The sequence below is a fragment of the Bacteroides cellulolyticus genome, assembly GCF_025567135.1.
GTDB lineage: Bacteria > Bacteroidota > Bacteroidia > Bacteroidales > Bacteroidaceae > Phocaeicola > Phocaeicola cellulolyticus.
This window is the reverse complement of the sequence record NZ_JAOQJJ010000001.1, coordinates 539762-559522: the sequence shown is the minus strand read 5'-3', so window position 1 is coordinate 559522 and position 19761 is coordinate 539762. Positions and strand designations below refer to the sequence as shown.

Genomic DNA, 19761 nt, shown 5'->3' with positions numbered 1-19761 from the left:
ATATAAAGATGGAAAAATTTAAAGTAATAATAGTAGAGGATGTAAAGTTGGAACTTAAAGGTACGGAAGAGATTTTCCGTCATGAGATACCTAATGCTGAAGTGATAGGAACAGCAATGACAGAAGCCGAATTCTGGACTTTGCTTGAAACCAAAACGCCAGACCTTGTGTTGCTTGATTTGGGACTGGGAGGTTCTACCACTATCGGCGTCGAAATATGTTCACGCCTGCATAAGCAGAAACCTGAAATAAAAGTATTGATATTTACAGGTGAGGTACTGAATGAAAAGCTTTGGGTGGATGCGCTTAATGCAGGAGCCGATGGCATAATATTAAAGACAGGAGAATTGTTGACAGCTGTAGATGTGCAGGCGGTTATGGAAGGCAAGAAGCTTGTGTTCAACTATCCAATTCTTGAGAAAATAGTTTCACGGTTCAAACAAAGTGTTGCTGTTGAGCAGAAACGTCAGGAAGCAATAATCGATTATGATATTGATGAATACGATGAAAGACTGCTCCGTCATCTTGCCCTTGGCTATACAAAAGAAATGATAACAAACCTGAAAGCTATGCCATTTGGAGTCAAGTCTATAGAAAAACGACAGAATGACCTGATAAACAGACTATTCCGTTCGGATGAACGTGTAGGTGTGAATGCATGCAGGCTGGTAACCCGTGCATTCGAACTGAGAATTCTTGATATTGACAATCTTGAACCAGATGAAGAATAAAAACATAATACATCCGGCTACAGTATTTTTTCTGCTTTGGTGGTTTGTTGCAGTACTTTCATGGATAGGCAGTGTCTATGCCTGGGATGGCATAAGGAATATCATAAGTACTGAAGCGTTGAGATGGTTCCTCAGATACACAGAAGAAAAACTGATGTCATCGCCTGCGCTATATATAGTATTACTCTTTTTCATGTCTGTGGGGTTGTTCCTGCATTCGGGATTGGGCGGCTTGATATGGCGTATGGTACGTCGTGAACGTAAAATGTCCGGTAAAGAGAAAAAGTCTCTGGTTGCAGCTGTTATGATAGCGGTTGCCTATTTCATGGTTTATGCCTTGTTGGCATGGGGACCATGGAATATTGTACGTGGCGTCACCGGAAGGTATGTTGATTCGCCGTTACACGATGGCGCTCTGTGTATATTGGCTATAGGTATAGGAGTAACATCTATGGTATATGGCTATTCTGCCGATCATTACCGTAGCGATACAGATGTAGTGAAAGGTATGTCGTATATGTTTTCTCGTTTCCCGTCATATTTGGTCTCACTGTTTTTTGTCATACAGTTTATGGTGGCTTTCGAATACAGCGGCTTTCCTGTATGTTTTGGTATGACAGAATGTTGGGTTGATATTACATATTGGATATGTTGTCTTATACCCTTGTTTTGGGAGTTTTATTATAAAAGTTGAATTAAATATAATTAAAACGTCACGATAATTCTCTTTATTAAATTATAATGATATAAATTTGCAGGCAATAATTTTATATTAAAAATAAAAATGAAAAAAGGATTACTATTTGCTGCAGTTGGTGTAATGGCATTGGCTGCTTGCCAGGAGAAAGGTGGTTATACTATCAATGGTACCATAGACGGTGCAAAGGATGGTGACTATGTTTACATGCGTTATTATGATGGAAGAGAAGCCTTCACTTTGGATTCTGCCATAGTCAAGAACGGTAAGTTTGAATTCAAGGGAATGCCTGATTCAGTATTTGCACCTAAGTTTATAATATATGGTGATGAAACTCAGGACATCAATGCAACAGTATTTATTGAAGATGGAGCAATCAAGGTAGATATGGCTAAAGGCAATTCAAAAGTTTCCGGAACTCCGTCCAATGATGCTTTTGCAGCCTTTATAGAAAAGTATTCAGGTTTTGAAAACCAGATGAATACTATTGCTACTACTTTCCGTACAGATACTACTCTTACAGATGTACAGAGAGATTCTTTGATTAAGGTGTATGATAAGGTATCCGAAGAATGCATGGATTATGTTTATGCACAGACAGAAGCAAATATCAATAATGCTGTAGGTGCTTATATGTTGCAGTCTAACGGTTTCTCTTTCGAAGTGGAAAAGGCAAAGGCTTTGTTGGATAAACTTCCTCAGAATTACCTGTCATCTTCTTCAATGTCTCGTTTGAAAGAATATGTTGACAATGCAATGAATACAGTAGTAGGAAAGAAATACATTGATTTCTCTATGAATACTCCTGAAGGAGAGACTGTAAAACTTTCTGACTTTGTGAGCAAGAACAAATATACACTTATAGACTTCTGGGCTAGCTGGTGCGGACCTTGCCGTCAGGAAATGCCTAACGTTGTTGCTGCTTATAAAGAGTTCAAGTCTAAAGGTTTCGGTATCGTAGGTGTATCTCTCGATAAGGATGCCGACAAATGGAAACAAGCTATCAAGGATCTGAATATCACATGGCCACAGATGTCAGACCTTAAGGCTTGGCAGTGTGAAGGTGCTGCATTGTATGGCGTACGTGCTATCCCGGCAACAGTTCTTGTTGATCAGGAAGGAAACATCATAGCAAGAGATTTACGTGGCGAAGATATTGCTGCAAAACTCGGTGAACTTTTGAAATAATTCATTCTTATATAAAAAAACGAAGAGGCTGTTGTCAGTCTCTTCGTTTTTTTATGCTATTTTGTGTCAGCTGCTGCAGGCATCATATCACCTTTTATAATCAGACGTGTGATTTCAGATTTTCCGTTTGTGCGTAGTGTAATGGTTTTCTGAAATCTGCCGGGAAATTTTCCCGCGCCGTTGTAAGTCACTGTAATTTCACCGCTTTCACCCGGTTTGATAGGTTCCTTTGGATACTGTGGCACCGTGCATCCGCATGTCGCTATAGCCTGATGAATGACCAGAGGACCGTCGCCTACATTAGTGAATTTGAAAGTACATGTCACTTTAGGACTGTTTTCCGAGAAACTGCCAAAATCGTGTGTCGTTGTCTCAAACTTTATTTCTGCTGTACCGGCAGCCATTACCATGATTATGCCCATGAAGAACATAACTGTGGTAAGAATAAATTTCTTCATACTTGTTCTACTTTTATAATTCTTGTTGCGAATTTAGTTTATAATCTAATTTATAAATGCTTTTAATCACCAAAATTAACAGAATATTGCTGTAACAGATTGATTTTAACCTCGGTTCACCTGTTTTACACCTTTTACTGTCCTTAGTTTTTTTATCAGTGCTTCCAGTTTTGATGTATCGTCCACCATTACCGTAAGCATTCCCGAGAACAATCCGTCGTGCGAATCTACACTGATTGATCTTAAAAGTATATCGTTCTCCTTGTTGATGATAGACGTGATGTTTGTAACAATACCTATGTCGTCATGTCCTACTATACGCAGCGTAATAGGATATTGTTTGCCCTGACTCTTGCCTGCCCATCTGGCGCGTACTATACGGTACGGAAATCTGGCCTTCATTTCTGGAGCATTAGGACAGTCGCAGCGGTGTATCTTTATACCTCCTGAGATAGTGACAAATCCGAACACATCGTCTCCATAGATAGGATTACAGCATTTTGCCAGATTAAAATCAATACCTTTCAGGTTCTGGTCTATCACCAGCACGTCGTCTTTGAAGTAGTCTTTGGCTTCTGCGTTCTGTTGCAGATTATATGTCTCGGCACTTCTGTATATCACTTCTTCGCGTTGTTCCGTCTCGCGCTTTTGCATCTCCACGTATTTGTCGATAATCGTATTTATATCGCTGCTCTCGTCGGATATGCTCTTGTAGAAATCGGTTACGCTCTTGAAGCCCATTTTTTTGATAAGTCGCATCAGTATGGACTCGTCATATTCAATTTTCTTGTTTTTGAATTTGCGTTCAAGCGTTTCCTTGGCAAACTGTGTTTGTCGTGCCGCTATTTCTTTTAGTGCCTGTCGTATTTTTGTCCTGGCTTTCGATGTAGTTACAAAGTTCAGCCAGTCTTGCTTCGGCACCTGAGTGTTGGAGGTCATGATTTCCACCTGGTCTCCACTATTCAGAATCTGTTTCAGCTGGACATTCTTTCCGTTCACCCTTGCACCTATACACTTGCTTCCCAGGTTCGTGTGAATGGTAAAGGCAAAGTCCAGGACTGTTGCTCCTTGAGGAAGTTTGTAGAGGTCACCTTTCGGTGTAAAAACAAACACTTCATCCTTATAAAGGTCGAGCTTGAACTGATCCATGGCCTCGATATCGCTGTCGGCATTTTCCAGTGTCTCGCGTATGGAGTTAAGCCATTCGTCAAGCCCTGTCTCACCTTTAATGCCTTTGTATCTCCAGTGTGCAGCCAGACCTTTCTCGGCTATTTCATCCATCCTTTCAGTACGTATCTGTACTTCCACCCATTTGCCTTCAGGGCCCATCACTGTGATGTGAAGCGATTCGTATCCGTTGCTTTTAGGCACCGACAGCCAGTCGCGCAGACGTTTCGGGTTAGGCAGATACATGTCGGTAACAATCGAATATGCCTGCCAGCATTCCTGTTTTTCTTTTTCCAGTTCAGAGTCCAGGATTATTCTTATGGCAAACAGGTCGTAAACACCTTCGAAAGGGCAACCCTGTTTTTTCATCTTCTGATATATCGAGTGTATGGACTTTGTTCTTCCTTTCATGTGGAATTTCAGTCCTGCATCCTCCAGCTTCTTCTTGATAGGCTCGATAAAGGCGTCAATATATCTGTCGCGCGCTTGTTTTGTGGCGTTCAGCTTTTCTTTTATATGATAATATATGTCATGCTGCGTATATTTCAGTGATAAGTCCTCCAGCTCGGATTTTAACTTGTACAATCCTAGCTTGTGTGCTAAAGGAGCATACAGATATGCCGCTTCATTCGAAACCATGATTCTGGCTTCATCGTTTTCAGAATCCTTAATCTGTCGCATCAGGTTTACCCTGTCTGCAATGATTATAAGAATAACCCTCATGTCTTCTGCGAATGAGAGCAGAAGATTTCTGAAGTTTTCCGATTCTATAGTCGGACTTTTGGCATAAAGTTCATTTATTTTTACAAGACCTTTGATTATGCCTGCTACGTCTTCTCCGTATTCGTTTTTTACTTCATCAAGAGTGCAAAGATTGTATTTCACAGATTCGTGAAGCATTATACCCAGTATGGAGGCACGGCGCATACCTATCTCTTCAGCTACGATGACGGCTGTCTGCATGTCTTTTATTATCGGATTCATTCCAAATGCATTTCTTGGAATACCTCCGTTCTTCATCACCTTGATAAGATGTGATTTTATCTTTCTGCAATCATCCTTTTGTAGAGTATCTTTTGATAGCCTTAGTAGTTTTTTATATAATGTAAAGAGTAATTCCTTTTCATTACTGTTAAAAAAAGCTGTTTCTTCCATGACTTTATCCTTTTTCTTGTGTGTAAAGGTAGTTTTTTTCTTCATTATATTAGTTATATTTCGTCCTTTTTTATAATTTTGAGCAGATTTCTATACTATTGAACGAATTCATTACTTAATTTATACAATATGTTAACACAAGAAGACAAAGATTTATTGGCTAAGAAAGGCATTTCCGAACAACAGATTGCCGAACAGTTAGCTTGTTTCGAAAAAGGTTTCCCTTTTCTAAAATTATTTGCAGCTGCATCAGTAGAAAACCGCGGTATAATGCTTGCGGGTGAAGAAGCACAGAAAACATATCTTGCAGCTTGGGACGCATATAAGGAAGGCGATAAGAAAATAGTCAAGTTTGTACCTGCGTCTGGTGCTGCCAGCCGTATGTTCAAGAATATGTTCGAATTCCTTGGCGCAGATTATGATGTTCCTACAACCGATTTCGAAAAGAAATTCTTTAACAATATCAAGAATTTTGCTTTTTATGCCGACCTTGATGCTGCTTGCGTAAAGAACAACGGTAAAGGTATTGAAGCTTTGATTTCAGAAGGCAACTATAAAGCTGTTGTTGCAAATCTTCTGGAATCTGCCGGCTTGAACTACGGAGCATTGCCAAAAGGTCTGCTTAAATTCCATAAATATGAAGACGGCGTTCGTACTCCGCTCGAAGAGCATCTTGTAGAAGGAGCTTTGTATGCTGCCGGAAAGAGTGGGGAAGTGAATGTACATTTCACTGTATCTACAGAACATCGTGAACTGTTTGCAAAACTTGTAGATGAAAAGGTCGCTCAGTACGCTGCTAAATATGGTGTAAAATACAACATCAGTTTCTCTGAACAGAAACCAAGCACTGATACAGTTGCTGCAGATATGGAGAACAAGCCATTCCGCGACAACGGCAAACTTTTGTTCCGTCCGGGCGGTCACGGCGCATTGATAGAAAACCTGAATGACCTTGATGCAGATATAGTATTTATCAAGAATATAGATAATGTAGTTCCTGACAGACTGAAGGGTGATACAGTAACTTATAAGAAGTTGCTTGCCGGAGTTCTTGTAACACTTCAGAAACAGGCTTTCGAATATCTTCAGCTGCTTGACAGCGGTCATTATCGTCATGATGAATTGGAAAATATCATCCGTTTCGTTCAGCAGCAGCTCCATTGCCGCAAGGATGATATAAAGGATATGGAAGATGCCGACCTGGTAATTTACCTGCGTAAGAAACTTAACCGTCCTATGCGTGTTTGCGGTATGGTTAAGAATGTGGGCGAACCTGGTGGTGGTCCGTTCTTGGCTTATAATCCTGACGGAACAGTTTCATTGCAGATTTTGGAAAGTTCACAGATTGACATGAACGATCCTGAAAAGAAAGCAATGTTCGAAAAGGGTACACACTTCAATCCGGTTGACCTGGTTTGTGCCGTTCGCGACTATAAGGGCAACAAGTTCAATCTTGTGAATTATGTTGACAAGGCTACAGGATTTATTTCATATAAATCAAAAGGCGGCAAGGAACTTAAGGCACTTGAACTTCCGGGATTGTGGAATGGCTCAATGAGTGACTGGAGCACTATCTTCGTTGAAGTTCCTTTGAGCACATTCAATCCGGTTAAGACTGTAAATGACTTGCTGAGAGAACAGCACCAGTAATTTTGAGGAATTATAATAAATAAAATATGCATGCAGAGTGGCATTTCCCACTGTCTGCATGCATATTTTTTTATTCCACATCAATCGCCATTATATAATCATTCATATAGTAACCTCCTCCAATGTCGAAATCACCCTCCGAAACTTTTTTCATTCCCATATGAAGATAAAATCCCAAAGCCGGATTGTGGCGGTTCACGTTCAGCTCCATTCTGCATGGTTTCCTGTTTATTTCTTTTACTGCTTCCTTGGCTTTGCAGAACAGTTGTTTTCCTATATGCTCTTTTTGAAATTCAGGCAAGACATAGATTTTCTGCAGATGAAACAGGTCTTCGCCTTCCTTCTGTATTGACACATATCCGGCAGGCCTGTTGTCCGAGTATGCCAGATAGTAGATATGTCCTTCTTCCGTCATCTGTTTTAAAAGATTTTCAGGCGAATACATCCAGTCCATCATGTAGTCAATCTGTTCTTTTGTCAGGATATCCTTGTAAGTTGCGGGAAATGCTATCCATGCCAACTCGTTTATCAGCTTGATATCCTCTGTAGTAGCTTTTCTAATGTCAGTCATATATTCTTGTTTTTAGTTGTACTCTCGCAAAAATACGTTTTTATCGGGCTGATTGTAGCCGGATTTTAGTTAATTGTATTAAAAATAGTAAAATATCAAGTACTTTGTAATGCAAGGTAATCTAATTATACATATATTTGTGCCATACAAACAAAGTAATAATAAAATCATGAATGTAGATAATGTAAAATCTCAGATGCGAAAGGGTATGCTTGAGTACTGCATTCTCCTGTTGTTGCACAGAGAACCGTCTTATGCATCGGATATAATCCAAAAACTGAAAGATGCAAAGCTTATAGTAGTGGAGGGTACGCTTTATCCCTTACTTACCAGACTGAAGAATGATGGTCTCCTTTCGTATGAGTGGGTTGAATCAACTCAGGGACCACCACGCAAATACTACAAACTTACCTCTGATGGAGAGGGGGTATTATCTGAGTTGGAAACGGCGTGGGATGAACTCTCCAATACGGTAAATCATTTAAGGAACGAACTTTTAACAATTGAATCAAAATGAAAAAGACATTGACAGTTAATTTAGGTGGCACGGTTTATCATATAGATGAAGATGCATATGTATTATTGGACAATTATCTGAATAATCTGAAATATCATTTCCGTAGTGAGACCGATGCTGATGAAATAGTAAGGGACATGGAAAACCGTATAGCTGAATTGTTTTCCGAATATATCTCTCATGGTCAGCAGGTCATCACTATAGAGAATGTGGAGGAAGTGATAGCCCGCATGGGACGACCGGAGGAAATCAATACAGATGATGAGTCGAATGAAAATACTCAGGATTATCGTAACAATACAAACGGTGATGACACAGTGAAACGTCGTCTTTTCAGAAATCCTGATGATAAAGTCCTTGGTGGTGTGGTTTCAGGACTTGCCGCATATTTCGGATGGGACGTGGCTTGGACACGTATCGCTGTACTGGTTTGCGGCATATTCCTGCATGGGTTTATATTGGCATATATCATAGCTTGGATTATAATACCTATGGCACGTACAGCAACCGAGAAACTTCAGATGAAAGGTGAACCTGTTAATATGGAAAATATAGGGAAGACTGTGACCGACGGTTTTGAAAAGATGAACGAGTATGTCCATTCAGACAAACCGCGTTCGTTTGTTGAGAAATTGGGAAATATATTTTTCTCGGTACTTGGTTTCATTGTAAAGCTGGCATTTGTCATATTGGCCATATGTTGTGCTCCTGTGGTGATAGTAGGCTTGATTGTGCTTTTTGCTTTGCTGATGGCCGCTACCGGAGTGTTGGTCAGTGTTCCGGCATTCTTCTATGATGCATTGCCTTACATCAACTGGGATATGGTTGGAACTTCTGCGGGACTTGCTGTCACAATGGTTGTTTGCGGATTGTTGCTGATAGGAATACCGGTAGTTGGTCTTATCCATCTTATACTTCACATTACAGGTAAGAAAGAGCCTATGTCCACTTCCATGAAAGTTGTTATGATCTTGTTGTGGATAGTTGCAGCTTCTGTAAGTATAGTGTTGGTTTCACAGGCGCCGTTCATAATTCACCCGACTCATTTTCTGTTCCACAGAATATTGTAATTCATAAGTATAATATTTTCGGAAAAATGTTATCTTTGCAGACATAATGTTATCTTTGCAGATATATAGACAAAAACTCTTATAATTATGACTAAAAAAATACTTTTGCTTGGCTCCGGAGAATTGGGAAAGGAGTTTGTAATTGCCGCCAAGAGATTGGGACAGTATGTGATTGCATGTGATTCTTATGCCGGTGCACCCGCAATGCAGGTTGCCGACGCGTGTGAGGTGTTCAGTATGCTTGATGGCGATGCGCTTGACAAGGTTGTAGCAAAATATCGCCCTGACATTATTGTACCTGAAATTGAGGCTATTCGTACAGAACGTCTTTTCCATCTGGAGAAAGAAGGTATTCAGGTTGTTCCAAGTGCAAGAGCCGTGAACTTTACAATGAACCGTAAGGAGATACGTGACCTCGCCGCAAAAGAACTGGGACTTAAGACTGCCAAATATTTCTATGCCAAATCATACGAAGAACTTAAAGAGGCTGCCGAGAAGATAGGTTATCCTTGTGTTATCAAACCATTGATGTCGTCTTCCGGAAAAGGACAGTCTGTAGCCAAAGGTCCTGAGGATCTTCAGTATTCATGGGATTATGGATGCAGCGGAAGCCGTGGCGACATCAAGGAACTCATTGTAGAAGAGTTCATCAAGTTCGACAGCGAGATTACTCTTCTTACAGTTACTCAGAAGAACGGTCCTACATTGTTCTGCCCTCCTATAGGCCATGTACAGAAGGGAGGCGACTATCGCGAAAGCTTCCAGCCGGCACGTATCGCTCCAGAACATTTGGCTGAGGCACAGCAGATGGCTGCAAAAGTAACTGAAGCTCTTACCGGTTACGGACTTTGGGGAGTGGAATTTTTCTTGAGCCACGACAATGGTGTTTATTTCTCAGAACTTTCACCACGTCCTCATGACACAGGTATGGTGACATTGGCAAATACACAGAACCTCAACGAATTCGAACTTCATCTGTATGCTGTTCTTGGATTGCCTATACCGGGAATTACTCAGGAACACATAGGTGCAAGTGCGGTAATTCTTTCACCGATAGCAAGCAAGGACGCTCCTCGCTATAAGGGTATAGAGAATGTATGTTCCCAGCCTGACACATACTTGCGTATATTCGGCAAGCCATATACAAAACTTAACCGTCGTATGGGCGTAGTAGTTTGCTATGACAAGGTAGGAGGTGACCTTGATGCACTGCGTGACAAATGTAAGTCGCTTGCAGCAAAAGTGGAAGTATATTGATACGTCTAAACTGAAAATAATCGGAAATTAATGCGCGCTTAACGCAGAATGAATGTTAGATAAACGCCCGCTGAACACTGGATGAACTCGGTGTACGGCGGGCGTTTCTGTTTTTTATTAAAGTCTTGATATAAGTCCTAAGGTATGGTCAATATGATTGGTTAGTATAATCATATTTAATAGGTATATAATTTGTCTGGTTCTTGGTTGGATAATTTCTATGTACATAAAGATGTTATATCCCTACATTATTTATCAAAATGATAATTAATTTGTACTTTTCCTGTCTTGTGTATTTCCCTGTTTGGCTTAAATAAAATGAAATGTTAAATTAATTATGGTGTTTACTTGAAAATATAATAACTAAAAACTGTATGATAGTTAAATATGGCGATACGTTATGAGTCAAATGCCATAAAACGGACTGTTATTTCATCAAAAATGGGCGTGTGTTTTCACTAAAATGGTGGCACATCCTATCCAAGACATCAGTACATTTTTTTTTGAAGTGGAATTTGGGCGGAATTTAAGCTGAAATTCACTGTTTTTTCGTTCTATATTCTATCTTCATTTAAATAAAAGTTTTTTGTGATTATGATATCTTGGATGCGAATATGCTGATAATTTGATGTTTTTATCCTATAAATTAGATTATAAATTCTTTATTAATATGAATATATCTATCATTATGTATTTGCTTGTACCCGTGAAAATTCGATTTTAGGAAACAGAATATACATTCCACTGAATTTCCTGATTTAAGAAAGCTTGAAATATCATTTTGACAAAAAGTAATTTTCAGCTTTCGTTCAGCAACCGTTCATCACCCGTTCACTCACGCGTAACTGTGCATACCTCCAAGTATAAAGTTTACCCCGAAATAAGTGATCAGCACCGAGATAAAAGCCAGTATGCAGAAACGGTGGAAGAACATCGGACTTCTGAAAGAACGGATAGACTCGGTATGCAGTGCTGCCGAGTAAATCAGCATGGTGATGAGTGCCCATACCTCTTTCGGGTCCCATCCCCAATATCTTCCCCACGACACGTTTGCCCATATCGCTCCGATAAATATTCCGAACACCAGCAGGAATACGGCTGGATAAAGGATTATACGGCTGCTGTTTTCCAGACTGCAAATCTCATTGTCTCTTTTCCCGCTCCTGTGAAGAATTTCGGCAGATATTCCGTTCAGCATCATGATGGCAAACAGGGAGTAAGAAATCATGATGGACATAACATGTATGCTCAGAAGCGGTGATGACAGAACCGGCATAAGCGGTGTTATGGCAGGATTGCTGTCGCCCATCATTGCCACCAGCAGAGCGAGTCCGGAAATTATATATCCTACCGATACGGAATTATTCATATGCCTGTAGAAAATAATGCTGAACAGTATTGATACGACAGACATAATCAGCATAGTCTCAAAACCGTTCGAAACAGGTATGTGGCCGCTTATAATCCATCTCAGCGCAATAATCCCAGACACGTAGCCCAGGGTAGGGAACAGCAGTATAAACAGACAGAGGTTTGTTCCGTTCTTTCTCTTTCCCTTTACTACATTATAAATCTGGAATATGTAGCCGAATATGCCTATTGTAAGGCAGAACATGGCGAGCAGTTTCAGATTGGCAAATGAATTGTATATCCTCTCTGCCTTGAATTCAGTATCCGATGGCAGTGAGTTCCCGGCTTCCTTTTTCTGAAATCCTATGATTTTGTCTGTCAGTTTTTCTGCTCCGCCAAAATCTTTCATTGCCACTTTCTCTGCAATATAGTTCATGCTGTATCTTATGAAAAGCCATTTGTCGCGTTCAATGTCCGATGGCAGATTGTCCGGAATGGAGTACCATGTATATGTACCTTTCTCATTGTCGAATACCGGGTATATCTTCAGAAGATTTCCCGTACATAAAGAGCTTATCAGACTGAATTTCTCCGCTGCCTCTTCCAGTTCGCGGATGCGCTTTATGTCTTTTTCTGTTTTCAGCTGATTGTCTATCTTAAATCCGTTTCTTCCTATAAAGTCGGTCAGTCTGGCATACCTTCCTTCTATGCCCAGTACTTTCTGAACATATTTGCTTTTTATGCGGATAAACGGCTCTTCTTTCCAGTAGTCGTAATAGAAGAAACATCCTGTCAGTACCTGTTCAGCCGACAGTCCTTTATAACTTTTTCCTCCGTATATCTTTTTTGTGAAATCAATGGCAAGGGTTTGCAGTGGAGCAATTCGTCCGTTATGGTTTACGCGTATGTTTCCGAAGACTTCAGCTGTACCTGCAGGGAGAGTAGGTGGCAGTTTGTTTTCGGCAAACGATGACGCAAATGGTATTGACAGTAATATGCATGCTGCAGATATCCTCTTCTTAAAAGCGGATTTCTTTTCAAAGAAGAACAGTATCATTGAAAGAAAGAGTAGTATATATCCAGTGTAAGTGACGGCAATGCCAATCGGGTCGTGGCTTACGTATAGTGTGCTTCCCTTTCCGTCGGCATCATATCCCGACTGGTAGAAACGGTAACCTCTGTGTTTGAATATACGGTTCATCGAGACTGTTCCTTCCGTATCCGAACCGTCGTGTATTGATATTGTGCTTACATAATCCATGGGTGTGTTTGTGCCGGAGTAATATTCTGTCCGGAATTCCTTTAGCGAAATGCTGAAGGGAAGTTTGTGTTCCGTTTCGTCTGTCGTCTTGAAACTCTGCTTGGGATTTTCGTCCATTCTGAGATGTATGCTACCTTGCAGTCCTGAGGTATGGGTTATGAATGCACCTGCCAGTATAACGATGAAGGAGGCATGCATACAGAAAGTGATTATCCGTTTATTCAGTTTCCGTTCTAGAATATATACTGTGCCGGAAATGGCGGCTACAAACCATAATGCAATGAAAATAGGGTTAGAATAGAAATGTTGGCTGACAAATGGTGTGCCGTATGTTTTTTCTGCTATTGTGGCTGACACCATGATTATTATCAGCAGCGAAATAGTTATGATAGTAGTCTGTTTGGATATTTTCAGCAACTTGTTGGTCATATATAGCGAATGTCTGTTTGAAAGACTGTCCTCCGATGTGCAGATGGGAGGACAGTCTTGTATATTTATATCTTATATCGAATCGATAAACTTTACTATTGCATCTCTGTCTTCTTTTGACAATTCCCTGAATTTCTGTACGGTATAGTATGCGTCACTCTTCTCGTTTCCATGCCACATGATTGCTTCTATTACGTTGCGCGCACGGTTGTCATGAAGTCTGTCGGCTGTAGCCGAGCCTGTACATCTCTGGTGCAATCCTCTTCCCCAAAGCGGAGTTGTCCTGCACCATCCTGTGCGTATGTCGTTCACCATGTATAGCTTGTGCTGAATCATGTCCGAGTAAGGCCATATCTTCTGGTTAGGATATTTAGGAAGGCGATTGTCGCCTTTGCTGAAAACGCCGTTAGGGTCGTAGAAATTGTCGTCGCCAGTAGTCCATGACGGTTTGTGGCAGTATGTGCAGCCTATCTGTTCGAAGAGTTCTTTACCCTTCAGTACATCCGGGTCGTCAACGTTTCTTGCTGCCGGCACTGCAAGACCTCTGTGCCATACCATGAAATCCACGTAATCCTCGTCGCTCATTTCTACATCAAGTTCTTTCGAAGTGAGATAAGCATAAATGGCAGCTTCAATGTCTGCCGGATTATCACTAGCGGGGTGCCATGTAGGATGGTTCTTTTCCGGGTCTGCCTGCTCTATATAATCCTTATATCCGGCCTGTACTTCAGGGTCTTTGGCAGAATATTTGGCGTATGTTCCTGCAGCGTCAAGATAGTGGTATCGTCTGTTGGTTCTTGTCACGTTTGTGATGTTCCAAAGAGCGTTTGTTCCTGCAGCATCCTGCAGAGGTCCGCGGCTCAGGGCATATGTGAATTTGAACGGATGTTCTTCCATAGGGGTCCCGGAGATAACATCTGTAGGCTTGGTGTTGCTGTATTGTTTCACCCATTCTCCATTCTTGAAGAATGCCGGATTTATACCGTTAGGCAATAGTCTGTCGGCTTCCTGTTTTGCATATTCGGCTTTCAAGTCTTCGTCCGATATGGCATCAAGAAGTCCTGTTCCATAGATGCCGATAGTTGATTCCAATCTTACGGCATAGTCTTCCGGCAGGGTATATCCTTGATTGTAGACGTATATAGCTTCTTTAGGAATTGTTACTTCGGGATATTGCAGTTCGTATTTCTCTCCGTCGGGGAATGTGTTGTTCCACTGGTCTGTATGGTTTTCCCATTTCACAGTTATCTTGCTTTCGTCCAGAGGAGCCTTGAATGGTTCCACCGCATGTGTCTGTGGCATACCTGCAAGCCAGCTTACGTATGCGTCTGTCTGTGGATTATAAACTACCAGCAGACATCCGTTTCCTATGCTGTTTGTTTCGAATGTTCCGGCAGGAAGTCTCTTCCCGTGTCCGTATCCTGGGTGGCAGTGTATACACGATGTTCGTATGTACACAGGACCTAGTCCGTTTCTCACTCCGTCATGATTACTCATGAAAGGTTTTTCAAATAGTGCTTCTCCGTTCTTGAACTGGCTGTCCATGCCGGCCTGTTCTACTGCCGGAGTTGGTTGTTCTAAGGCATTAGAGGTTGCCAGAAAAGCTGTGCCTAATTCACCGCCTGTGTAGTACCATTCAGGAAGCTCACCTGGCTGGTTGCCGTTATCCGGTGTGTCGCCGGTATTGTCCTGGCATGCAGTCAGTCCGGCAAATAACGCTGTACTTGCAAGTAAATAAAATTTCTTCATAAGTTAGTTATTTTACATTTAAAGGATGTTTAATACATGTCTATGTTTTGTTAAACAGTGAAAGGTGTATAACACTATGGTTACACACTTTACACTGTAACTGTAAATATTTATTATTAATTTTCATTCAATACATTTGCTGCTTCACTAAGTGTATTTGATACTTTAGCCACTGCTGCTATGGCATCTTTGGTAGTCTGGCTTGTAGCATTCTTTGCGAATGGTTCAGGAATTTTCTTTATAGATGTTATTGCGGCTGCTATAGCGTCTTTTACAGCTTTATCCTTTTCTGCATTAACCGATGCTATGAAATCGCTCACGGACTTGTCTCCGTCATTGCTGCCTTCGTATGCATTTTTGATGCTTCGGATATTATCCGCAAAGTCAACAATAGAGTTGAGACTGTATGGCGATTCGATATAGTTCTTATCCTCTTCGCTACTTCCGTTGGCAGGACGTCCCATTTTCTGTTCAGCCACTTCGTCGGCAATGTCGATGCAGCCTTGAAGGATTTCCTGTGCGGCATCAGTGTAATTGACGTATTTGCTACCGCCTTGACCTGCATTTAGCATGCTTTCTCCGTAATTGAATGTTGGTTCAAGTTCGTTGTCGGTAAGTATAGTCTGTTTTTCGGATGATACATTGTCCATGCCTGCCCATGAAGCTTCGAGGCGTACACACTGGAAGCACAGGTCTTCAGCCACAGCTGCCATGTAAATCATCTGGTTTTTGTTTAGTGAATTTACGTCTCTTGCCGATGACTTGTCGCCTGATGCGTTGAGCTGGAAGAGCATATACTCAATGGCATGGAAACCAAGCAGACCGTATCCCAGGTTTGCGCTTACGTATGCTCCACCTCCTTCACCGATAGCGTTCATCATGCCCTGGTTGTTGAGCAGCTGTTCCAAAGCCACCTTGTCAAGAGGCCATGAGTCGATATGCGGGTCGATGTTATAATCGGCTGCGGCTCCGAAGAGGAATGCTTCGCTCAGCTCCCAGTATTTTCTTGATTCCTTCCAGTAGTTACCGGCTTCTTTAATCTTTTCCTGAGCACCGCTCTTGTCGCCGTCGAATTTGTCTTTCGCTTCATTGCAGGCATTCATCAGTTTGATGGCCGCATCAGCCATACTCTTGTAGGTGGTGATTACGGTGTTATTCACGTATGGAGTAACGGCATCTTTCAGTGTCTGCTCCTTTGCAGACAATTCGCTTGGGTTTTCACCATTGTTTTCATCGCACGATGTCATTGATGTTACCATGATAGCACTCATTGCTATAAAGGCAGAAGTCTTTAAAATACTTTTCATTTTAGTTGTTGAATTAAAGTTATACATGTTTGTTTTTTGTGGATTATCTTGTGAAGAATCCTGCGTAGGCTATGCCGAGCGATATGGCAGGCTCGTTATTGTAAATATCTTTCAGAAGTCCTATGGAATATTCCCCCTTGATGACAATCTGTTTCATTGGGAAATAGTTGATACCTGCTGCTATGCGGTTTCTTCCGCAGTATTCGTATTTCAGTCCGCTGGTTTTGTGCATCGAGTCATAGTAATCGTATCTTCCGAAGATGTAGAATTTCTGGTTTTTTGCCCTTGTCTTTTCGAACTGAGAGAAAAGGTCGTATCCGGCTTCTATACCTGCAGCAATGGCATCAGATGCTACTGCCTGTTTTGGGGAAGGGGAGTTGCTGCTCATTCCCATATTGTATTCGCTTATCAACTGGGCGTCGGACAGGTGGCCATAGTCGAAGTTGCCTCTGACTATCCAGTTGTGGTCATTATATCCGAAATCGAATGCCCCTATAGCCACTGTACCTTTCACATTCTTGAACTTCTCTTTCTTGCTTCTGCTCAGAGTGTTGCTGAACGAGTTGCCTACATATCCGCTCACTGAAAGTCGCAGCCCTTTAATCGAGTAATTATCCACTCTGAAAGCTCCTGCCATTGCATTTGCAATCTTGAATTCGTATGGACTTCCGGCTCCACCCTGAATCCAGTTCATACGGTTGAAACGGTCGGAATCAAGTCCGGGCAGTAACATGGCCTCGTATCTCCATTTTCCTGCCTGTCCCCAAAGACTGATTCCTGTTTCGTGCCATGTACAAGGCATGATGGTGTTTTCACCCTCCGGACGATAGACCCCGAAGAATTCTGTTGGCATATGATGCTGGTTTGTCCCTCCCACAGGTACTATGATATGTCCCATCTTGATATTGAACTCCTTGCAGAAAGATTTCTGAATCCAGAACTGTTCGAGTGCCACCTCGCCTCCGCGTTCTATTTCGCTCTCGTATTCGCCGGCTTCTTCCTCTTCTATTTCTACGGCGCTTTCAGTTCCTCCGTGCTCGAACTCGATTTCACTACCCAACGACCATCCTTTGCCAAAGTCATATCCCACATAGAAAACAACATGTGGAAGGTCAAATCTGCCGTGACTTTCTCCGGTATAGTTTTTCGCATCGGTGTATCTGAGATAGTTGTCACTGAAGAAGTTTCTGCTGTAGGCAGCCTCGCCATATCCTCCGAAGGTAAGTCTGCTTTCTTTCTTTTCTTCTTTCTTGTTTTCAGCACTGTTGTCGGCAAATGCGGCATTGAGTGTAAGGGCCGAGAAAACGGCCGTAAATAAGATTTTTCCAGTTGCCATGATTTTATGTCCGTTTTATAGTTTTTAAGTCATGGCAAAGGTATCCGCTTTTTAAAGTGGCGTCAATACCTATAATTTGGTAAAATTATACTTAAAAATACCTATAAGTAGGTATATGAGGCAATCAAATTGGAGATATTTTTGTTATTTATGCAATAAATACTTAAATTCGTATTGATAATAAAAACAAAAATTTTGTTATGAGAAACTTTAATTACTATGCATTGAGCAGTATATGTGCTCTTATAATAGGCATTCTGTTGGTGGTATGGCCAGGCGAAGCTGTACGCTATCTTGTGATAACAATTGGAGTTCTGTTCCTGCTACCAGGACTTATAGGTGTGTTTGGATATTTTGCAACTGCAAAGCGTAGGGAAGAGGCAGGAATAAAATCTGTATTTCCTGTTGCTGCAGTGGGTAGTGCTTTGCTGGGATTCTGGCTTATGATTATGCCTGACTTTTTCATTACCACACTGATGTATGTACTTGGAGTGTTGTTGGTTTTGGCAGGACTTTCGCAGTTGTTTAATTTCATCTCGGTGCGCAGTATCACCAGAGTGCCGTTCCTGATGTATGTTATTCCTGTGTTGGTGTTATTGGCAGGTATAGTGGTCTTGGCAAATCCGTTCCAGGCAGCGACACTTCCTTTTACGATACTTGGTATTTCCGCTATAGTCTATTCGCTGACTGACCTGATAAGGCTGATCCGCTTCAAGAAAAAAGTAATGAAAGAAGAGGAAAACATAGTCGATATAACTCCGATAGAAGAGATTAAGGATAAATAAAAAAAGGAAATGCAATGTTGATGAGACATTGCATTTCCTTTTTTTATAATTCAGTGTTTCTGTATTGCTTAGGCGACATGCCTGTATATCTTTTGAAATATTTTCCGAAGAAAGAGATGTCAGGGAAGTTCAGCGAGTAGGCTATTTCCTGAATCGTCATTTCCGTTGATTTCAGTTTTGCTTTCGCATCATTTATAATGAATGAGGATATGATGTCTGTCAGGGTCTTTCCCGTAATCTTCTTTATTGTAGTACTGAGGTGCTGAGGCGACAGATGCATCTTGTCAGCATAAAAACTTACGTTTCTTTCCGTATGATAGTTCATTACCACAGTTCTGACAAGTTCTTTCACTATTTCCTGGTTTCTGTTATATTGCTGGTTTACACTCTTTCCGTTCTTTATAAGATTTCCAAGTCCCAAAATCAGCTGGGTGAAAGTCAGTGCTGCCTGCTCCTGTGTGACAATGTTGTTCGAAATGTTTTTTGCCTTGATAATTATCCTTAAGTAACTATACATAAGGTCAAACGCCTTCTTGTCAAGTTGCAAAACAGGTTTCTCGAATATAAACGGAGTGTATTCTATTGATTTTGAGAATAGTGACGAGCTTCTTACAAGTTCTGTGGCAAATCCGGCAAAAATGAATTTACAGTCATCACTTTGCTCCAATATCTGAAAATAAAGGTCCGGTAGCAATATAAGCAATGTCCCTTTTTTCATTGTGTATTGTGTGAGATGCACTGTTATTGAACATGTTCCCTGGAAACATAACAGAAACATATATCCCGGAACCTTTGATGGAGTCTTGAACAGATGTTTGATATTTCCCGTAATATCCATTCCTGCCATCAGGTCTATGTTTTGAGGTATATAATCCAGTTTTTCTAAATGTGTCATATTTTATGCTTGTTTCTATGTCAAGCAAAATTACTTGATTATATATTAAATCCCAAAAAAAGACCCATTTTTCTTTGTTTTTGCCCTTTTATTTTATTGTAAATGTATTTGATAAAGCAAAAACCCCTGTATTGTAACAATATTTTTGTTGCAATACAGGGGTGGATTTGATATTAAATGACGGGACT

General features: G+C 41.1%; 16 protein-coding genes. 8 read left to right on the top strand and 8 right to left on the bottom strand.

The annotated features are described in order from the left end of the window. Positions 1 to 2: 2 nt before the first annotated feature. The 3 genes from OCV82_RS02430 to OCV82_RS02420 all read left to right on the top strand — a co-directional run bounded on the left by OCV82_RS02430 (position 3) and on the right by OCV82_RS02420 (position 2616). Positions 3 to 731: a DUF5932 domain-containing protein gene (locus OCV82_RS02430; RefSeq protein WP_204392077.1), complete on the top strand. Its 729-nt coding sequence runs from the start codon at positions 3 to 5 to the stop codon at positions 729 to 731. Next, complete coding sequence (locus OCV82_RS02425; RefSeq protein WP_154042929.1) at positions 721 to 1425, top strand: AbgT family transporter; 705 nt, start codon at positions 721 to 723, stop codon at positions 1423 to 1425. Before OCV82_RS02430 ends, OCV82_RS02425 begins: the two co-directional genes overlap by 11 nt. Before the next feature lie 90 nt (positions 1426 to 1515). Then, a complete protein-coding gene (locus OCV82_RS02420) occupies positions 1516 to 2616 on the top strand; it encodes a TlpA disulfide reductase family protein (RefSeq protein ID WP_154042928.1) in 1101 nt (366 codons plus the stop codon). Between the two features lie 56 nt (positions 2617 to 2672). On the opposite strand, the gene OCV82_RS02415 is transcribed toward OCV82_RS02420, so the two are convergent. Next, entirely contained in the window at positions 2673 to 3074 is a 402-nt protein-coding gene (locus tag OCV82_RS02415) for a DUF1573 domain-containing protein (protein ID WP_154042927.1), read from the bottom strand. 105 nt (positions 3075 to 3179) lie between these two features. Then, positions 3180 to 5396, bottom strand: coding sequence for a RelA/SpoT family protein (locus OCV82_RS02410; protein WP_154043078.1), 2217 nt, complete (start codon positions 5394 to 5396; stop codon positions 3180 to 3182). A gap of 129 nt (positions 5397 to 5525) precedes the next feature. On the opposite strand from OCV82_RS02410, the gene OCV82_RS02405 reads away from it, so the two are divergent. Further along, positions 5526 to 7046, top strand: coding sequence for a DUF4301 family protein (locus OCV82_RS02405; RefSeq protein WP_154042926.1), 1521 nt, complete (start codon positions 5526 to 5528; stop codon positions 7044 to 7046). A gap of 70 nt (positions 7047 to 7116) precedes the next feature. Here OCV82_RS02405 and OCV82_RS02400 read toward each other — a convergent pair whose 3' ends face one another. Then, entirely contained in the window at positions 7117 to 7617 is a 501-nt protein-coding gene (locus OCV82_RS02400) for a GNAT family N-acetyltransferase (RefSeq protein ID WP_154042925.1), read from the bottom strand. 169 nt (positions 7618 to 7786) lie between these two features. Between OCV82_RS02400 and OCV82_RS02395 the strand changes: the two genes are divergently transcribed. The 3 genes from OCV82_RS02395 (at position 7787) to purT (ending at position 10461) form a co-directional block, all read left to right on the top strand. Beyond that, positions 7787 to 8134 carry a PadR family transcriptional regulator gene (locus OCV82_RS02395; RefSeq protein WP_204392081.1) on the top strand — a complete coding sequence of 116 codons (348 nt, stop codon included), beginning with the start codon at positions 7787 to 7789 and terminating at the stop codon, positions 8132 to 8134. After that, complete coding sequence (locus OCV82_RS02390; RefSeq protein ID WP_154042923.1) at positions 8131 to 9204, top strand: PspC domain-containing protein; 1074 nt, start codon at positions 8131 to 8133, stop codon at positions 9202 to 9204. The genes OCV82_RS02395 and OCV82_RS02390 overlap by 4 nt, the downstream gene beginning before the upstream one ends. A gap of 87 nt (positions 9205 to 9291) precedes the next feature. Continuing rightward, positions 9292 to 10461 carry a formate-dependent phosphoribosylglycinamide formyltransferase gene (gene purT / locus OCV82_RS02385; protein WP_154042922.1) on the top strand — a complete coding sequence of 390 codons (1170 nt, stop codon included), beginning with the start codon at positions 9292 to 9294 and terminating at the stop codon, positions 10459 to 10461. A gap of 835 nt (positions 10462 to 11296) precedes the next feature. Here purT and ccsA read toward each other — a convergent pair. From ccsA to OCV82_RS02365, 4 genes are all read right to left on the bottom strand, one after another. Further along, complete coding sequence (gene ccsA / locus OCV82_RS02380) at positions 11297 to 13501, bottom strand: cytochrome c biogenesis protein CcsA (RefSeq protein ID WP_262542808.1); 2205 nt, start codon at positions 13499 to 13501, stop codon at positions 11297 to 11299. Positions 13502 to 13573: 72 nt separating this feature from the next. Then, positions 13574 to 15250, bottom strand: a complete 1677-nt coding sequence (locus OCV82_RS02375; protein ID WP_154042921.1) for a di-heme oxidoredictase family protein — start codon at positions 15248 to 15250, stop codon at positions 13574 to 13576. Positions 15251 to 15366: 116 nt separating this feature from the next. Continuing rightward, on the bottom strand, positions 15367 to 16557 hold the full coding sequence (locus OCV82_RS02370) for an imelysin family protein (RefSeq protein ID WP_154042920.1): 1191 nt from the start codon (positions 16555 to 16557) through the stop codon (positions 15367 to 15369). Positions 16558 to 16600: 43 nt separating this feature from the next. Beyond that, a complete protein-coding gene (locus OCV82_RS02365) occupies positions 16601 to 17893 on the bottom strand; it encodes a hypothetical protein (RefSeq protein ID WP_154042919.1) in 1293 nt (430 codons plus the stop codon). Positions 17894 to 18093: 200 nt separating this feature from the next. Here OCV82_RS02365 and OCV82_RS02360 point away from each other — a divergent pair, with 200 nt between their 5' ends. Then, entirely contained in the window at positions 18094 to 18678 is a 585-nt protein-coding gene (locus OCV82_RS02360; protein ID WP_154042918.1) for an HdeD family acid-resistance protein, read from the top strand. A 43-nt stretch (positions 18679 to 18721) separates the two neighbouring features. Here the strand turns inward: OCV82_RS02360 and OCV82_RS02355 are convergent, their stop codons facing one another. Beyond that, a complete protein-coding gene (locus OCV82_RS02355) occupies positions 18722 to 19573 on the bottom strand; it encodes a helix-turn-helix domain-containing protein (RefSeq protein ID WP_154042917.1) in 852 nt (283 codons plus the stop codon). Positions 19574 to 19761: the final 188 nt, after the last annotated feature.